At 61.7% G+C, this 16,994-nt stretch carries 17 protein-coding genes; 7 read left to right on the forward strand and 10 right to left on the reverse strand.

All coding sequences use genetic code 11. From position 1 onward, the window contains the following. Nucleotides 1–31: 31 nt before the first annotated feature. The 7 genes from AC6JA3_RS13110 to dinB all read right to left on the reverse strand — a co-directional run bounded on the left by AC6JA3_RS13110 (nt 32) and on the right by dinB (nt 6,458). Nucleotides 32–1,828, reverse strand: coding sequence for a peptidoglycan D,D-transpeptidase FtsI family protein (locus AC6JA3_RS13110; RefSeq protein ID WP_026542503.1), 1,797 nt, complete (start codon nt 1,826–1,828; stop codon nt 32–34). 42 nt (nt 1,829–1,870) lie between these two features. Next, nucleotides 1,871–2,533 carry a cell division protein FtsL gene (gene ftsL, locus AC6JA3_RS13115; protein ID WP_026542502.1) on the reverse strand — a complete coding sequence of 221 codons (663 nt, stop codon included), beginning with the start codon at nt 2,531–2,533 and terminating at the stop codon, nt 1,871–1,873. Next, the gene (gene rsmH, locus AC6JA3_RS13120; RefSeq protein WP_347783517.1) at nt 2,530–3,528 is read right to left on the reverse strand and encodes a 16S rRNA (cytosine(1402)-N(4))-methyltransferase RsmH; all 999 of its coding nucleotides are present in this window, start codon (nt 3,526–3,528) and stop codon (nt 2,530–2,532) included. Before rsmH ends, ftsL begins: the two co-directional genes overlap by 4 nt. A 167-nt stretch (nt 3,529–3,695) precedes the next feature. Further along, on the reverse strand, nt 3,696–4,127 hold the full coding sequence (mraZ, locus tag AC6JA3_RS13125) for a division/cell wall cluster transcriptional repressor MraZ (RefSeq protein ID WP_026542500.1): 432 nt from the start codon (nt 4,125–4,127) through the stop codon (nt 3,696–3,698). Between the two features lie 94 nt (nt 4,128–4,221). Next, nucleotides 4,222–4,476, reverse strand: a complete 255-nt coding sequence (locus AC6JA3_RS13130; RefSeq protein WP_347783518.1) for a hypothetical protein — start codon at nt 4,474–4,476, stop codon at nt 4,222–4,224. Between the two features lie 112 nt (nt 4,477–4,588). Next, nucleotides 4,589–4,957, reverse strand: a complete 369-nt coding sequence (locus tag AC6JA3_RS13135; protein ID WP_026542499.1) for an SCO2097 family morphological protein — start codon at nt 4,955–4,957, stop codon at nt 4,589–4,591. 229 nt (nt 4,958–5,186) lie between these two features. Continuing rightward, on the reverse strand, nt 5,187–6,458 hold the full coding sequence (dinB, locus tag AC6JA3_RS13140) for a DNA polymerase IV (protein WP_223945122.1): 1,272 nt from the start codon (nt 6,456–6,458) through the stop codon (nt 5,187–5,189). A 71-nt stretch (nt 6,459–6,529) separates the two neighbouring features. Here dinB and AC6JA3_RS13145 point away from each other — a divergent pair, with 71 nt between their 5' ends. Further along, complete coding sequence (locus AC6JA3_RS13145) at nt 6,530–7,096, forward strand: hypothetical protein (protein ID WP_347783519.1); 567 nt, start codon at nt 6,530–6,532, stop codon at nt 7,094–7,096. Beyond that, nucleotides 7,093–8,187 (forward strand): polyprenyl synthetase family protein, encoded by a 1,095-nt coding sequence (locus AC6JA3_RS13150; protein ID WP_347783520.1) that lies wholly within the window; start codon nt 7,093–7,095, stop codon nt 8,185–8,187. The genes AC6JA3_RS13145 and AC6JA3_RS13150 overlap by 4 nt, the downstream gene beginning before the upstream one ends. 118 nt (nt 8,188–8,305) lie before the next feature. On the opposite strand, the gene AC6JA3_RS13155 is transcribed toward AC6JA3_RS13150, so the two are convergent. After that, nucleotides 8,306–8,659: an Rv2175c family DNA-binding protein gene (locus tag AC6JA3_RS13155; protein ID WP_026542495.1), complete on the reverse strand. Its 354-nt coding sequence runs from the start codon at nt 8,657–8,659 to the stop codon at nt 8,306–8,308. A gap of 257 nt (nt 8,660–8,916) precedes the next feature. Between AC6JA3_RS13155 and AC6JA3_RS13160 the strand changes: the two genes are divergently transcribed. Further along, nucleotides 8,917–10,254: a LysM peptidoglycan-binding domain-containing protein gene (locus AC6JA3_RS13160; protein WP_347783521.1), complete on the forward strand. Its 1,338-nt coding sequence runs from the start codon at nt 8,917–8,919 to the stop codon at nt 10,252–10,254. A gap of 87 nt (nt 10,255–10,341) precedes the next feature. Beyond that, the gene (gene pknB / locus AC6JA3_RS13165) at nt 10,342–12,402 is read left to right on the forward strand and encodes a Stk1 family PASTA domain-containing Ser/Thr kinase (protein WP_347783522.1); all 2,061 of its coding nucleotides are present in this window, start codon (nt 10,342–10,344) and stop codon (nt 12,400–12,402) included. Between the two features lie 79 nt (nt 12,403–12,481). On the opposite strand, the gene AC6JA3_RS13170 is transcribed toward pknB, so the two are convergent. Next, nucleotides 12,482–13,885 (reverse strand): class II 3-deoxy-7-phosphoheptulonate synthase, encoded by a 1,404-nt coding sequence (locus tag AC6JA3_RS13170; RefSeq protein WP_347783523.1) that lies wholly within the window; start codon nt 13,883–13,885, stop codon nt 12,482–12,484. 66 nt (nt 13,886–13,951) lie between these two features. Beyond that, complete coding sequence (locus AC6JA3_RS13175) at nt 13,952–14,743, reverse strand: lysophospholipid acyltransferase family protein (RefSeq protein WP_026542491.1); 792 nt, start codon at nt 14,741–14,743, stop codon at nt 13,952–13,954. Between the two features lie 108 nt (nt 14,744–14,851). Between AC6JA3_RS13175 and AC6JA3_RS13180 the strand changes: the two genes are divergently transcribed. Genes AC6JA3_RS13180 through AC6JA3_RS13190 form a run of 3 tightly spaced genes read left to right on the forward strand, consistent with a single transcriptional unit; the run spans nt 14,852 to nt 16,972 of the window. Next, complete coding sequence (locus tag AC6JA3_RS13180; RefSeq protein ID WP_347783524.1) at nt 14,852–15,640, forward strand: alpha/beta hydrolase; 789 nt, start codon at nt 14,852–14,854, stop codon at nt 15,638–15,640. Further along, entirely contained in the window at nt 15,637–16,440 is an 804-nt protein-coding gene (locus AC6JA3_RS13185; RefSeq protein ID WP_026542489.1) for an alpha/beta hydrolase, read from the forward strand. The genes AC6JA3_RS13180 and AC6JA3_RS13185 overlap by 4 nt, the downstream gene beginning before the upstream one ends. Then, nucleotides 16,427–16,972, forward strand: a complete 546-nt coding sequence (locus AC6JA3_RS13190; protein ID WP_223945117.1) for a hypothetical protein — start codon at nt 16,427–16,429, stop codon at nt 16,970–16,972. The genes AC6JA3_RS13185 and AC6JA3_RS13190 overlap by 14 nt, the downstream gene beginning before the upstream one ends. The last annotated feature ends 22 nt before the right edge of the window (nt 16,973–16,994 follow it).

A 16,994-nucleotide genomic window follows, 5' to 3' on the forward strand; every position in this document is an offset into this window, starting at 1 on the left:
GAATCTTGGCCGAAACAGACGCCCAAGAAGCTTACTTGACGAACTGGGGCAGCCGCGCGGGAGTTCCCGTGGACGGGGCCACGTTGTAGGTACGCAGCACCTGTGACATGACCGAACGGAACACCGGTCCGTTGGTGACGCCATAGATGTTTCCCTTGGGACGCTGCAGGACCACCTCAACAATGAAACGCGGGTCATCCATGGGCGCCATGCCCACCATCGAGGCGGTGTATCCGTCGAATCCGGGCAGGCCATCCTCACGGGGAGCCTGCGACGTTCCCGTCTTTGCGCCCACCCGGTAACCATCGATTGCCGCGTCCTTGATCTGCCCCTCAGTGACGGCACTCTCGAGGATGTCCCGCACCTGCTGGGCGGTCTCCTTGGATACCACCTGGCGCGAATCCTTGGCCGGAACCTTCTGTTCCTCCCCCTGGGGAGTGATGTAGCTGTCAATAAGCCTTGGCTGCAGCATGACGCCATCGTTCGCGATGCTCTGGAACGCACGCACTGTCTGCAGCGTCGATTGGGAAACGCCTTGTCCGAACAGGACAGTGTATTGCTGCCGTTCGTCCCATTGATCAGGCTTTGCCAGGATGCCGGTTGCCTCGGCCGGCAGTCCGATGTCCGTCTGCTCACCGATGCCGAACTTCTTCAACCAGTCGTAGCGCTGTTCCTTGGTCAACCTGCTGCCCGCCATGACGGTTCCAGTGTTCATGGACCACCCCAGGATGCCGGCCAAAGTGCGTTCTTCAGTGCCGTGCTCAAAGGCGTCCGTGAACGTCTGCCCGTCGATCGTGTAGGCAGTTGGAATCGTGAAGTGATCCAAGGGGAACGACTTGCCTTCTTCGATCACGGCAGCTGCCGTGATCATCTTCTGCACGGAACCGGGCTCGTAGGCAGCTGTCACGGAGCGGACGCCACGGTCCTTGGCGTCAACCTTTCCGGGGTCGTTCGGATCCGGAGCATTGGTATCAGCCAGGGCCACCAGATTGCCGGTCTTGATGTCCATCACAATGATGGAACCCCACTCGGCGTTCATCTTGTTCACTTGGCTTTGGATGGCCTGCTGCGCAAAATACTGGATATCGGTGTTGAGGGTCAGCTTGACGTCACTGCCGTCCACCGCCGGAGTCAGTTCGTCGGTGGCCACTGGAATCCTCAGGCCGTCAGCGCCGATCTCGAAAACGCGCTTTCCTTCAACGCCACGCAGGACCTCGTCCTGGGTCTGCTCGATGCCTGCTTGGCCTGAGACGCCATCCTGAAGGAAACCCACTACTCCACCGGCCACGCTGCCATTTGGATACACGCGCTTACTGACGCCTTCGGGGATCACTCCCGGGATATTCAGTTTGGAAATCCGGTCTTCAAGCTCAGGCTTGATGTCTTTGGCGACCACGAAGTACTTCTTCTCTCCGGTCAGCGCCTCGCGGATTTTTTCGACGTCGGAACCCAGGAGCGTGGCCAGCTCCGAGATGCCTTGGTCCCTGGAAACGGTCTCAACCTCTTCGGTCTTCTCGTTGTACCTCTTAAAGGTGGCCGTGTTCGTATTCAGGACCTGGTCCACAACGAGGTTGTACCGGATGACGCTGCTGGCCAGGACAGTGCCGTTGGCATCAACGATCTGCCCCCGCTCAGCAGGCAGGACCTGGGGCGTCAGGCGCTTCGCCAGCGCAGCTTCGGCCATTCCGCCCATATCCAGGCCCTGGACCATGAACAGCTTGCCGCCCACTACCAACAGCAGCGTCAGCATGATGCCAAGACCAACCCGCAACCGCTTTTTTGCCGCCGGCGTCTTCGTTTTTTTCGATGTGCCGGGGTTCTGAGCCACGTTGATTCCTTGCTGCTGGCCTAGCTTCGGTGGACTGATGGATTATTGCCCGGGTGCCTTCTGCTGAGGGGCCGGTACAGAACCCCCGTTAAGGTCAACCGGCGGCGTAGCTGCCGGAGATGCTGGAGCAGCCGCGGGTGCAGCCGGGGCGGCAGGCGCAACCGGAGTCACCGGCTTGAGGTTCTCCAGGGGTTCCTTGGTTGTTACCGAGGGAACCACGTCCAGCATCCCCGCCACTGCCGGAGGAGCCAACTGGGCCAAAGGAGCATCTCCCTTAACGGCCGGTGTTGCCTTTCCGGTGACGGTCATCGTATTGAGGTCGATCTGTCCCTTGACAGTTGAAGGAACCATTCCTAATTCTGCCGCCTTCGCGGCCAAATTCTGGGGAGCCTCGAAGTTCTGCTTCCTCTGTGTCAGGTCCTGGTTTTCCTTGTTCAGGGTTGCTGCTTCGGCCTTAAGCTGCACCAACTGGTATTGGGCGGTGGATACCGAAATATTCAGGACAAGAACTGCCATGAGGGCAGCCGCCATGGCCACGAAGCAAAGGACGACGAATGGGGTCCGGCGTTTGCCCGGAGCACTGCGCACCAAGGAAAGCGGCGTACGGGCCTTGCGTCCGGAGTCAGGCTTGCCGCCGGGAGCAGGCAGTGCACGGGCGGTATTGCCCACCACGGAGGGCAGTGTCTTCGCTGCGGCGTTGCTCATGCGTCTCTCCTTGCTTTGATGCGCTCCACTGCCCTCAATCGGGCGGACGCCGCGCGGGGGTTCTCAGCGATTTCTGCTGCCGTTGGCACTTCCGTGCCCTTGGTGATGGTTTTCAGTTCGGGTTTATGTTCTTCAAGTTCCACGGGGAAACCAAGTGGGGCTGAGGATTTTGATCCAGCTTGGAAAACCGACTTCACGATCTTGTCTTCCAGCGAGTGATAGGACATCACCACGATCCGTCCCGCCATGGCCGTAGCGGCCACAGCTGAGGGAACAGCCCGTTCCAGGACGTCCAGCTCCTCGTTGACCTCAATCCTCAATGCCTGGAAAGTGCGTTTGGCGGGATGTCCACCGCTCTTGGCCGCTGCGGCGGGAACAACACTGCGGATCTGTTCCACAAGTTCGCCGGTGGTTGCGAAGGGTTTCTCCACCCGGGCATTGACGATCCTGTTGGCAATGCGGCCGGCGAACTTTTCTTCGCCCCACTTGCGGATGATGCGCACCAGTTCGTCTTCGCTGTAGTTATTGACGACGTCGGCTGCTGTCTGTCCGCGGCTGGTGTCCATCCGCATGTCGAGGGGGGCATCGTAGGAGTAGGCGAAACCACGCTCGCGCTCGTCCAACTGCAGCGAAGAGACACCCAGGTCCATGAGGATGCCGTGGACCTCGGAGATGCCGAGGTCTTCGAGGACTTCGCCGATCTCGTCGTACACGGCGTGCACCAGGTCCGTCCGGTCCGAGAAGGGCTCAAGCCGCGCGCCCGCCAAGGCAAGGGCCTCTTCGTCCCGGTCAATACCGACCAGGTGCAGGTCCGGAAAACGCTGCAGCATGGCTTCGGAGTGACCGCCCATGCCCAGGGTCGCATCGATGGCGACAGGGGTGGCTCCCCGCTTCCTGGCAGCCTCGAAGCCGGGGGCGAGCAGATTGATGCAGCGGTCTTTCAGGACGGGTACGTGGCGCTCCGATGTGGGCTTTGCCGCGTCCTGCTCTTCCACGCTGCCTCCTCTTTCTTCAATCGCTTGCCTGCTGTTTCTTGAATCGGATCCCCATCCGCGCCTATCGACCCGCCGGCCTGGCTCAGGGGAAGGTGAGCCAGGAAGACTGTTCGATGGGCGGCTGGAGATCCCATTCAAGAAGCGGTACTGCTGCTTCCTCCGACCGGTCAGATAAACCCGGGCAGATTGTCGTCATCCGTTTCCGAGAAGGCTGCTTCCTTCTCGTTGAGGTACTCATTCCAAGCTTCGGCATCCCAGATCTCCGCTCGGGTGCCGGCTCCGATCACAGCCAACTCCCTGCCAAGGCCTGCGTATGCCCGGAGCGCCGGCGGAATGGTCACGCGCCCCTGCTTGTCAGGTACTTCATCAGAGGCTCCGGACAGGAAAACGCGAATATAGTCGCGGGCCTGCTTGGAAGACAGTGGTGCTTCCCGCATCGACTCGTGAATACGTTCGAATTCTTTCTGGCTGAAGACGTAGATGCAGCGTTCCTGACCCCTGGTGAGGACCAGCCCCTCGGCAAGCTCCTCGCGGAACTTGGCGGGAAGGATGATCCGGCCCTTTTCATCGAGACGCGGCGAGTGAGTGCCCAGAAACATCTGGCCCCACCGCCCCTCAGTTAAGGTGCCCGTTCATTCCCAACACTGCCACTACCCTCTTATGCGCTCCACTTTACTCCACAAAGCCCCACAGTCAACGCAGGAGCAGGTGTTTCTCCACCACCTTGAGATTCGAGTTGGTTGAAATGGCGCGGATTTTGGCTCCGTGGCGGAAAGTGGAGGGCCGGTGGAGCCGCCGCGTGGCGCGGACATCTCCGGCGAGGGGTTCAGGTCTCCCCTGGGCTGCTTTCCCCGCCTGCTGCGCCGGTGTGGTGGGAAGGGGAGGCTGAGTAGGGGTGCCTGGCGGGGTAAAGAGCGGAGTGGTGGTGGGAAGTGGAGCAAAAGACACGTTAAACGCAAAAAGACCCGCGGCATGCGGGTCTTTCGTCATCCCCGGGAAAAAATCAGGGGCGCGCGTAAGGCAGGGGTCGTACTAGCGGAGGTGCAACGTCGTGGAGGACTTAGGAGTCGTCGCGGCGCCGCTCGTCCCAGCGCTCTTCGAGGCTGCTCATGAACGAACTCTTGGGTTTGCCCCGGGCTGGTTTGCCCTTGCCGGCTTTGCCAAAGGCTGCTCCGCGCAGCGTGGCGAAGTAGACGCCAGCACCCATGACGACGAAGCCGAGGACACCCACTGGTATCGCCTGCATCGAAACTCCCACGAGCAGGAGGAGGATGCCGGCAATGGCGCCAAGCACGCCGATGATTACATGCCGGGTTGACCAACTGCGGATGGGATCCGAGCCCATGGTGCTGGCAAACTTCGGATCGTCCTCATGAAGTTGCTTTTCAAGTTGCTCAAGCAGCTTCTGTTCGTGCTCCGAGAGGGGCATCGCGACCTCCTTTAGTCAGCCAGCGTCTGGACATAACGCTTTCTGTGCGTCTGTTTCCACAACGATCGGACCAAGAAAATCGTTCCCGAAATTCCCTCTTGGTTCAGCGGGCATCTCAGGGCCGACTGTTCAGGAAACAGTTTGTCCAGACGATCTAAATCTCTGTAATAAATAGGATAGTTTGTCCGACGCCGTTCTGAAAGACGCCTGATGGCCAGCGGGACCAAGCTCACAGTTGATCACCTGCCTCGGAGGGCTTTCCGGGGTCGAGGAGTCTTGCTGGAAGGAGGGTTTTGGACCCGAAACGTTCCGAAACCCGGTCCAAGGCCTGCTCCGCTGCCCGCCAGTTGTCGTCCCGGCGGTCCAGGCTTAGTTGGAGGGATGTTTGCCCGGCGGGCTCAAGCTGCTCCGCCCGTACCCCAACGAGGCGGACGCTCAGGGACCGCGGCCCCAATGAATCGAGCAGTTGTACCGCCACTTGGTAGATCATCTGCGCGCTGTCCACTGGGGCATGAACGGTCCGGCTCCGTGTGACCGTGGAAAAGTCCGAGTACCGGAGCTTCAGGGCCACGGTCCTGGCCAGCATGCCGGAACTGCGCAGCCTTCCCGCCGTCCGGTGGGATAAGCGCAGCAATTCCTTGTGCAGCAAGGCATTGTCACCCGTATCGGTGGAGAAGGTCTCTTCCGCCCCGATGCTCTTCTCAAGCCTGGTAGGCGTCACCGGGCGGGGATCTATTCCCATGGACAGCCGGTGGACGTGTTCCCCGCTGGCACCGAGGACCTTCTTCAGGGCAGCCACCGGAGTTGCCGCCACGTCTGCCACAGTTCGGATGCCAAGGCGGGCAAGCACCTCTCCGGTCTTTCCACCCACGCCCCACAGGGCATTAACGGGGAGACTGTGAAGATAGGCAAGGGTGTCCCCGGCGTTGATCTGCAGGATTCCGTCGGGCTTGCACCGCGTGGAGGCGATTTTGGCCACGAACTTGGTGCCGGCAATTCCCACAGATGCCGTAATGCCCAGTTCCGACTGGACCCTTCGGCGGATGAGGTGTCCTATTTCCAGGGGCGGACCGAGCCGGCGAATCGCCCCACCAACATCGAGGAAGGCTTCATCGACGCTGAGGGGCTCCACCAGATCCGTAATGGAAGCAAAGATCTCCATGATCTGGCCGGACACTTCGTAGTACACCGAATGCCGCGGATTAATGATCACCGCGGAGGGGCAACGCCGCATCGCGATCGACATTGGCATGGCGGACTTCACTCCTGTGGCCCGGGCCTCGTAGGAAGCCGAAAGCACCACCGACCGCTCAGCGGGAAATCCGACGATCACTGGCTTTCCCCGGAGATCGGGTCTGCTGCGGAGTTCAACGGAGACAAAAAACGCATCCATATCAACGTGGAGGATGCTGGTTCGCCTCAATTCCCGCAGAGCATCACCTGCGCTGCGGGAGGACTCCTGACCGGCTCCTGGGCCGCTGCCGAATGCTTCCTGCCTCACATCGGCAATACTATGCCCGGCCACTGACTAAACTGGAGGCAATCTCTGCCCCAGCCCCGGAAGGATACCCTGTGAAGCTCTTTGGAACTCCTCGATCGCGAGGGTTTGCCCTGCTCGCAGCAAGTGTCGCCGTAGCAGCCTCGGCATGCACGCCGGCCCCAGGAGGTTCGGCCGCTCCGTCCCCCACGGACACTTCATCGCAGTCATCGTCCTCGAGCCCTGCCGCTTCCGCGTCCGCGTCAGCGACTGCAACAGCGACGACCACGGAATCGGCCACTTCGGCGCCGGGCGCCACTGCCACGGTAAACGCCCTTGTTCCGGGCTTTCCCGAGCAACTGATTCCCGTCATGCCCAAGGCATCGGTCCGTTCCAGCAGCTTCGACAAGAGCACCTCCCTGGCAACGGCAGCCTTGGTTGGAACCGTCAAGGCCCCGCCGGAGGGCGTGGTGGACTACTACAAAACGTCCTTGGAGGCACAGGGCTTCAAGCTTGTACCTGGACCGGAGGCCGTAGGCAATGTCACCTCGCTGGACTTTGTCAGGGGTGATGGCGAGACAGTGAACGTCTCAATCCGGCAGAAGGAAGGCGTATCCACCTTCACCATTGGCGCCAATGTGGCGGCCGGGTCCATCAAGTGACGGCACTGGCCACAGTAACGTCCGAACAGACGGAGTTCATCAACGGCGTTGCCGGCAAGCTGAAGGGCTTCCTGTCGGGACAGCAAGAACTCATGGCTTCGGTGTCCCCGGACGTCGAGCCGCTCATCGGCTCGATTTCCCACCTGGTGACGGGCGGCAAACGCCTCCGGGCACTGATGTGCTACTGGGGTTGGAGGGGCGCCGGCGGACAGGCCGGGAACCCGGAGATCCTCACTGCCGGATGTGCGCTGGAACTGTTTCAGGCTGCAGCATTGATCCACGACGACATCATCGACCGGTCCGATACCCGCCGCGGCGGCCCCAGCGTGCACAAGCGCTTCAGCCAGCTCCATGAATTGAACGGCTGGGCTCTGGACAGTGGTCGATTCGGAGATGCCGCAGCCATCTTGACCGGCGATCTCTGCTTGTCGTTCAGCGAGGAGTCCTTTACCGAAATCGGCCCCCGGGCGGCAGCAGGAACTCCTGCACGGCGAATATTCAATGTCATGAGGGCAGAGGTCATGGCCGGCCAATACCTGGACATTCTTGAGGAAGTGGCGGGCCCTGTCCGTGACCGGGCCGGGTCCGTGGACCGGGCGCAATCAATCATCCGTTACAAGTCGGCGAAATACTCCACGGAACATCCGCTGGCATTGGGTGGTGCCCTCGCCGGCGCCCCCACAGGGCTCCTGAAGGAATATTCAGAGTTTTCCTTGCCACTGGGTGAGGCATTCCAGATGCGGGACGATGTCCTCGGAGTCTTTGGCGATCCTGAAACGACCGGCAAACCGGCCGGCGATGATTTGCTTGAAGGCAAACGCACCGTCCTGGTCGGATTTGCCCTGAACCAGGCTTCAACCGCTGACGCGGAGTACCTGGACCGAATGCTGGGGAATCCGGATCTGGGCGAAGACGACGTCGCCCGGATACGTCGGATCATGGTCCAGTGCGGCGCCTTGGATGCCACGGAATCGCTGATTGCAAAGCTGAGCAACCAGGCCTTCGAAGCGTTGGAACGCCTGCCACTGGATGACGTGCCGCTCACCGCCCTGCGGCAACTGGCTGAGGCTGCCGTCAGCCGCGCAGCATAATTTGCACGGGTCACCTTAGTGCCCGGCACCGATAGGACATGAAGCGACGACGGCGGTGCAACCCGCCGTCGTCGTCTTATTTCAGTTCCCGGTGTCCTGACTCACCCAAGGGGCACCGTTACCAGGCCAAAGACTGGGCGCGACGCCTGATCTCAGTTTTACGTCCCTCGCGCAGGGCGTCAATCGGGCGCCCACGCAGTGATTCGTCAGGGGTGAAGAGCCAGATGATCAGCTCTTCGTCGTTGTAACCGGCATCGCTGAGAACCGCGATGGTTCCCTTTAAGCTGTCGACAGGATGACCATCCTGGATAAACAAGGCCGGGATTGAGCGGATATTCCGTTCTCCCCGCCTGATGGCAACCAGTGCGCGTTCATCCAAGAGCCCGTGGACTTTGGTGATGGAAACTTCCAGCAGCTCGGCGACATCCGGCAAGGGGAGCCAGTCGGAAACAAGGCTTTCTACATTACTCACGGAACAAGGTTGCCACGCCGCCCTGCCCCACGCCTAGCCGGGGCCGGCTCCCGATACCTGAGGGGCGCCTTTAATGCGTCATTTCATTGGCAATAAATCGGACAGCATAATCCCGATCGACAGGAATTGTTGTGTCGATTGCATAAGTGTGAGAGATTCACACTGATCACACTTGCACCATTGATAACATCAGTAACATTCGCAACACTGACAACAGCGCCACCCCAACAACCGCTGTTGAGATGAGGACACTTTTCATGACGACGCCCCGCTCGCCGAAACGAACCATGAGCATGCCGGTCATTGCGGCAACCACGGCTGCGCTTCCCGCCGTGGTTTTGTCCTCGCTTGCCCTGGCCCAGCCATCCATGGCTTCTCCGGCACCCCAGCCCCGCAAAGTCCCGGCCACGCTTGCTGCAGCAATGAAGGCGCAAGCCGTCAACGCCGGCAATGTCATCCCCGCACAGGCTGTTGCCGCAACGTTGCCCGCAGCCCTGCGCCCCATGGCTCCTTCGGTTCCGGATACCTACACGATCGTCCGCGGCGATACGATCAGTGCCATCGCCCGTCGCTTCAACCTGGATACCAACGCCGTCCTGCAGCTGAACAAGTTGTCGGCCACCACGTTGATCTACCCGGGCCAGACCATCAAGCTCACGGGAACGGCCACGCCCGCCCCATCCCAGCCTTCCGCCCCGGCCCAGCCGTCGGCCCCGGCAGCTTCCAGCAACGCCACCATCTACACCGTCGTCTCCGGTGACACCCTCGGTGCCATCGCCGCCAAGCACGGTGTGCCCTTGTCCAGCATTTTCAGCTGGAACAACCTCAACGGCAGCTCCATCATCTATCCGGGCCAGAAGATCAAGGTCAGCGGCGGATCTGCGCCCTCCGCCCCCGCAGCTCCTTCACCGGCACCTGCCCCCGTTGCAGGCTCGGGCTCCTACACCATCAAGGCAGGCGATACCCTCAGTTCCATCGCCTCGCGCCACGGGGTTTCCCTGGGCGCGCTCATGACCGCCAACAACGTTTCCGCAACCACGGTCATCTACCCCGGCCAGAAGCTCACCATTCCGGGCACCGGACTCCAGCCTGCCGGCGAGACCAAGCCCTTGGTTCCCAGCACCTTCCTGGGCTTTACTTACCCCGCTGCCGTCGTCAGCTCGGCCAACGAGAACAAAGCCCTGCTCAACGCCTCACCGGTGCCCAGCCGCGCCGAGATGAAAGGCATTGTGGCTGACACCGCAAGGCGCATGGGCGTCAGCCCATCCCTGGCTCTTGCCTTCGCGGAACAGGAATCCGGTTTTGACCAGCGGGCAGTTTCCCCTGCCAACGCCATCGGCACCATGCAGGTCATCCCGTCCTCCGGCCAGTGGGCTTCGGACCTGGTGGGCCGTAAGCTGAACCTTTTGGATCCGTACGACAACGCTACGGCCGGTGTCGCCATCATCCGCGCACTGATCGCCACCAGCAAGGACCTGGATACCGCGATTGCCGGCTACTATCAGGGCCAGTACTCGGTCAGCAAGTACGGCATGTATGACGACACCAAGCGGTACGTCGAATCGATCAAAGCCCGCCAGCGCACGTTCGGCTAGGCTCCAGCAGCACCTGTGAAGGGGCCCGGATCCCATTGGCCAGCCCAATGCGGATTCGGGCCCCTTCCCTGCCTCGTTTAGGATCGTATGGTGCAAGAACCAACGCAGGACCAGCTCATTGGAACCATGGTGGACGGCCGGTATTTGGTCCGTTCCCGGCTTGCCAAGGGCGGAATGTCCACTGTCTACCTGGCCACGGACCAGCGCCTTGAGCGCGACGTAGCCCTCAAAGTCCTGCACCCGCACCTGGCAAACGATCCCACCTTCCTCCAGCGGCTCAGCCGCGAAGCAAAAGCGGCCGCGAGCCTTTCCCACCCGCACATTGTGGGCGTTTTGGACCAAGGCGAAGACGGGCACGTGGCCTACCTGGTGATGGAGTACGTCAAGGGCCACACTCTCCGCGACGTCCTCAGCGAACAAGGAGCCTTGGCGCCGAGGCTGGCCCTGGCCCTGATCGATCCCGTGATCGAAGGACTGGCTGCCGCCCACGGCTCCGGCTTGATCCACCGGGACATCAAACCCGAGAACGTCCTGATCGCGGACGACGGCCGGATCAAGGTGGGCGACTTTGGCCTTGCCCGGGCAGTCTCGGCGAACACCAGCACCGGAGCCCTGATCGGAACCGTAGCGTACCTGGCTCCCGAACTGGTTCTCGGCCAACCCGCAGATGCCCGCAGCGACATCTATTCTGCCGGCATCATGCTCTACGAAATGCTGACCGGCCAGCAACCCTATGCCGGCGACTCCCCCATCCAGGTGGCCTACCAACACGTCAACTCCGTGGTGGGACGCCCCTCGGACATTGCTCCCGGCTTGGCCGAAGACCTCGATGAACTGGTTCAGTGGTGCACGGCTGCCGATGCCGAGAACCGGCCTGTGAACGGGACAGCGTTGCTGACCGAACTCCGCCATATCCGGACCACGCTGTCCGACGAACAGCTGGATCACAAGCAAAGCCAGGATCACAGCCCATACCCCACCGCTTCAACAACTGCCCTCAACGGCGGCGCGGAGCATCCCACGGAAGCCTTGTCCACCACGGCCTCCCCCACTGAGTTCATCAGCCACCAGAGCAACCCGACCACCATCATGGCGGCCGGCGGTTCGGCCCTTCAGCACTCCAAAGCATCACCTGGTGGGGACGTCGACCAGGACCTCCGGCAACCCGGCAAGCGCGAGCTGAAGAGGCTCGAGAAGCAACAGAGCAAGGACCGCGCCCGGGCCGCGGCAACCCCCGTGCGGCCGCTCAGGGAAGGCAATCCCCGCCGCCGGGGCATCATCTGGGCCATCGTGATCGTTATCCTGGCGATGCTCGCAGCTTCTGCCGGGTGGTTCTTCGGCATGGGCCCGGGCTCCCCCGGGACCGTACCGGACGTCAAGAACAAGACAGTGGCCGAGGCACAGCAACTCCTCCGAACTGCTGGATTCCAGTCGGAGCCGCGCGACGTCTTCGACGACGACATCCTGGCCGGACTCGCCGTCGGAACTGAACCCGAATCCGGTGCCGAAGTGCGGAAGTTCCAGTCCATCACCCTCTTCGTCTCCAAGGGCGCCCAGCTGTTCCCGCTGCCGGATTTGACCGGCGGCACCCTGGATGAAGCCAAGACAGCACTCAATGCCGCCGAAATGGCCCTGGGGAACGTCACCGAAGCCTTTGATGAGAAGATCCCTGCCGGCGTCGTGATTGCCCAGGACCCGGCCAAGGGCAAGGAAGTACGTCACGGCACGCCTGTGGCTCTGGAGGTCTCCAAGGGGCCGCAGCCGATTCCGGTACCGGACGTACGCGGGAAGCCGCAGGATGCCGCCGTCAAGGCCATTCAGGATGCCGGGCTCAAGGCCGTGATCGCTCCGGAGACCGTCAATGACAAGTCGGTCCCCAAAGGGGCTGTGGTCAGCCAGGCCCCGGCCAATGGCACGCTCATCCGCGGTGAGTCCGTGACGATTACGGTGTCCAAGGGGCCCAAATTGGTCTCCGTTCCCAGCTTCATCGGCAAGCAGGCCGCCGAGGCTGAGAGGGAATTGAAGAAGCTGGGCTTCAAAGTGGAGGTCAACAAGATCCTGGGCGGCTTCTTTGGTACCGTCCGCGACCAAAACCCGGTCAATACCGAAGTGCCGGAAGACTCCGTGGTGACATTGACTGTCGTGTAGACGGACATGACGGCTCCCAGCAGACAGCAAAAAGGGCGTGGTCCGGATTAATCCGGACCACGCCCTTTTTGATGGTTTTTTACTGCTTGGAGAGGGCCCCTGCCACCAGGAAGGCCATTTCAAGTGACTGCATGTGGTTCAAGCGGGGGTCGCACACTGACTCATAGCGGTCAAGGAAGGCGTCCTGGTCGATCGGATCGGCGCCACCCAGGCACTCAGCGACGTCGTCGCCGGTCATTTCGACGTGGAGACCGCCGGGAACCGTGCCCAGCGAGTGGTGGACCTCGAAGAAGCCACGGACCTCGTCAATGACGTCGTCGAAGTTGCGGGTCTTGTAGCCGTTGGGCGAGGTGACGGTGTTGCCGTGCATGGGATCGGTGACCCAAAGCACTTGGGCACCTGAGGCGGTGACGCGCTCGACGACGGCGGGCAGCTTTTCGCGGATGTTCTTGGCGCCCATACGCGTGATGAACGTCAGACGCCCAGGTTCACGGTTGGGGTCCAGCTTGTCGATCAGGCGCAGGGCATCATCACCGCTGGTGGTGGGTCCGAGCTTGACGCCGATCGGGTTCCGCACACGGGAGAGGAAGTCCACATGGGCATGATCCAGTTCGCGGGTCCGCTCGCCGATCCACAGGAAATGGGCGGAAGTGTCGTAGGGCAGGCCCGTGCGTGAATCGATGCGGGTCAGGGCGCGCTCATAGTCGAGCAGCAAGGCTTCATGGCTGGCGAAGAATTCAACCCGCTTGAGCGCCTCGAAGTCCGCGCCGCAGGAATCCATGAAGCTGATGGCACGGTCAATATCGCGTGCCAGCGATTCATAGCGGGCGTGCGCAGGGTTTTCCGTAAAGCCCTTGTTCCACTGGTGAACCAGGCGCAGGTCCGCGAAACCACCTTGGGTGAACGCACGGATAAGGTTCAGGGTCGAAGCCGAGGTGTGATACGCCTTCAGCATACGGCCGGCGTCATGGGCGCGGGACTCCGGTGTGAACTCATAGCCATTGACGATGTCGCCACGGTAGGCGGGCAGCGTGACGCCGTCGCGGGTTTCGTCGTTGGACGAGCGCGGCTTGGCGAACTGGCCGGCCATGCGGCCCATCTTGATGACGGGCATGGCAGCACCGTAGGTCAGCACCACCGCCATCTGCAGGATGGTCTTTACCCTTGCGCTGATTTTGTCCGCGGTGGCAGCCTCAAATGTCTCAGCGCAGTCGCCGCCCTGCAGGAGGAATGCTTTGCCCTGGGCCGCAGCGGCCAAACGCTCCCGGAGGACATCCACTTCGCCGGCGAAAACCAGCGGCGGAACCACGGAAAGTTCCTTGACGGAAGCATCGAAGATGCCGGCGTCGGACCACGTGGGCTGCTGGGAGATCGGCAGGTCCCGCCAGGCGTCGAGCCCGGGATAGTTCGCTGCTCCGCTTTGGGCGGTGCTGGCGAGGGGATCTGCTATGGAGGATGCGGTGTTCGCGGTTAGCTCAGTCACCCTTCAAGAGTAGTAGCCTCGGGCATGGTTGCGGGACAGCGGGCGTAACTGATGCCGCCACCTGCGTCACAGTTTCTGCGGCGACCCTTCATCGCTGTTCCCCGGTTCATCCCTGTCCTCCGCTATGTCCCCCGCAACATCCTCTGTTGCCTCGACCTGGTGGACAGGTTCCGGGCCCTTGCCGGCCAACCGGGCCTTGACCACGGCAGCGTATTCATCGACGTATTCCTGGCCGGAGAGACGCATCAAAGCGGACATGATTTCATCTGTGACTGCTCTCTGGACCAGCCGGTCCTCCTCCATGCCGTAGTAGCGGCTGAAGTCCAGTGGCTGTCCGAAAATGATGCCTACCCTGCGGATGCTGGGGAGCCTCTTGCCGATGGGCTGGACCTTCTCCGTACCGATCATGGCGACCGGCACCACGGGTACCCGCGTTTGCAGGGCCAGCCGTGCCACACCCACTTTCCCGCGGTAGAGACGGGCGTCAGGGCTGCGGGTCCCTTCCGGGTAAATGCCCAGCAGACCTCCGGACGAAAGGACGTCCTTGCCTGCTTGCAATGACATTTCGGACGCTGCCCCGCCGGACCGATCCATGGGAAGTTGGTTGCTCAGCCTGAAGAACAGCGCCGTCAGCCGTCCCTTGATTCCCTTGCCGGTGAAGTACTCGGACTTAGCCAGGAAGATGACCGGCCGGTGCACCATCAGGGGCAGGAAGATGGAGTCCGAAAAGGACAGGTGGTTGGACGCCAGGATCGCGGCGCCGCTTTCGGGGACGTTATCAAGGCCTTTGACCCAAGGCCTGAACAGGAGTTTGAGGATGGGACCCAGAAAGATCCTCTTCATGACCCAATAGAACACAGTTGTCCTCCTACGGCCGACGGATGGCATGCTTCCGGCAACCGGCCGGCACTCAACTGCAACCCTACTCCAGTGAGAAATGTCCGGAACAGTGACACGATGGGACACATGACGGAACGCCACCCACCTGCAGCGCCGCTTGCTTTCCACTACGCCGGGCATGGTCCCAATGCCACAACAGGCGTTGCCATCTGCCATGGGTTCACCGGCAGTCCCCTCAGTATCCTCCCGTGGGCGGAGTACCTGGCCGCACAAGGTTTCGCGGTGTCGGTTCCCCTGCTGCCAGGCCACGGCACCACTTGGCGCGACCTGGCAACAACGCGATGGCAGGACTGGTACAGGACCTTTGAGCAGAGCTACCTGGACTTGGCGGAGCAAACCGAAAAGTGCTTCGTGGCGGGCTTGTCAATGGGCGGTGCCGTAGCACTCCGCGTGGCTGCCCTGCATGAGGTTCCCGGATTGGTCCTGGTCAATCCGGGGCTGAGCTTCTATGACCGGCGCGTGAGGTACGTCGCTGCGCTCAAGCACTTCATGCCAACCACCACCCCGATCGTGGAGGACAAACCCGCTCCTGTTGCGACCGAGGATGGTGACTATTCCAAAACCCCGTTGCAGTCGGTCCATGAACTGAAGAAACTCTTCCGCGCCGCTACCCTCGGGCTGCCCAAGGTGCAAGCACCGGCATTGGTTTTCAAGTCGTCAGTGGATGAGGTGGTGCCGCCAAGTTCCGTAGCCGCGATTGAACGCCACATTGCGTCCTCACGGCTGAAGGTGGTGACGCTTCCGCACAGTGGACATGTGGCCACGCTGGACGTTGACGCACCAACCATTTTCGAAGAATCCGCCAGCTTTTTCCGTCAGCACGCCGGGGACAGAGTAGCCTCGGAGTCATCATGAACATGCTTCCGGATTTCTCGCCGTTCCTCAGCAATTGGAACGGAACCGGCCCCCGCGTGGGCGTCGTCATGTCCCACGGCTTTACCGGCAGTCCGCACAGTGTCAGGCCATGGGCCGAGCACCTGGCGGCGGCCGGTTATGCTGTCAGGCTGCCGTTGTTGCCCGGGCACGGCACTACGTGGCAGGACATGGCCACCCGGTCGTGGCAGGAGTGGCACCGCGCAGTAGATGATGCCTACCTGGAACTGGCGGCTGAGTGCGATTACGTCTTCAGCACCGGACTGTCCATGGGTGGCACGCTGGCCCTGCGTATCGCGGCCACGCGTCCAGTGGCAGGAACCGTAGTGGTCAACCCGGGGCTGGTCCTCGATGACCCACGGGCAGTGATCGTCGCAGCGCTCAAATACGTGGTGAAGACAACGCCGGCCATTGCCAACGACATCCTCAAACCGGACCAGAATGAAGGTGCCTACGCCCGCACGCCTGTGGCCGCGGCGCATCAGTTGAAAAAGATGTACAAGGACACCGCAGCGATCCTGCCGCGCATCCACACCCCTGTCCAGGTGTACAAGTCCACTGTTGACAACGTGATTTCAGAGGCGAGCCTGGATTTCCTGCGCGCCCGGGTCAATGCTCCGGTGGATGTCACTTACCTCAGCAACAGCTACCATGTAGCAACCCTGGACAACGATGCCCCGGAGATCTTTGCAGGGACCGTGGATTTCATCCGGAAAACCGTAGCAACCCTGGCCGGACACGGGCCTTCCCCCGAAAAGGACACAGCCCATGAACAGGCCTGATGCCAACTCTGCCGATCAGAGTGCCAACAATGACGACGACGCCGTGTGGCTGGATCTGGTGGCCCGGTTGGAGGGCACAGGTACCCCTGACGGCGCGGACCCCCGCTCCGCCGGTGCCATGAATCCTGCCGAAACGGGCCTCAAGGACGTGACGCCCGCAGAATCGGGCAAAGCGTTTAGGGATTTCGATCCCCTGGGACTGTCCACGCCGCCCGCGGAGGCAGCAATTGCTCCCGGTCCCTCCGAAAGCGCCGGTCGCCCTTTGGGGCCGCGTGATTTCGAGGTCGAGGACGACGACACTTTCGTTCCGGAGGAGCCTCCGAGCCTGGCCGGCACGGAACCGTTGACCATGCTGGCGTGGGTGGGCGCAGTGGGCGGACCCATCGCCTTGCTGTTCACTGCAATGTTCTGGCGGTCTGCTCCCCTTGTTGCAATCCTGGGTATTGTTGCCGCTTTCGTGGTTTCGGTGGTCTTCCTGATCATGCGGCTTCCGCAGGAGAAGAATGAAGACGACGACGGCGCCCGCATCTAAGGGACCGCGCCCGCCTCTGGGG

Source organism: Arthrobacter sp. TmtSoilC79 (assembly GCF_059739405.1).